Source organism: Pseudomonas persica, assembly GCF_900291015.1.
GTDB lineage: Bacteria > Pseudomonadota > Gammaproteobacteria > Pseudomonadales > Pseudomonadaceae > Aquipseudomonas.
Genome location: NZ_OLKL01000410.1, coordinates 1 through 231 on the forward strand (window position 1 = coordinate 1; position 231 = coordinate 231).

Annotated in this window: 1 protein-coding gene; it reads right to left on the reverse strand. The window is 69.3% G+C overall.

The features are described from left to right. Positions 1-231, reverse strand: a 231-nt coding sequence (locus FQ664_RS27085; protein WP_178091136.1) for a sigma 54-interacting transcriptional regulator, incomplete at both ends; no start/stop codon positions are given.

The window sequence follows — 231 nt, forward strand, 5'->3', positions numbered from 1 at the left end:
CACCTCGGCAGCCAGGTCGCGGTTGGTCGCGGCGATCAGGCGCACGTCCACCCTGTGCTCGCGGTCCGAACCCAGGCGCTGCAGTTGGCCGCTTTGCAGCACGCGTAACAGCTTGGCCTGGACCGTCAGCGGCAGTTCGCCCACTTCGTCGAGGAACAGTGTGCCGCCGTTGGCCAGTTCGAACTTGCCGCGGCGCTCGCCATGCGCGCCGGTGAAGGCGCCGCGCACATG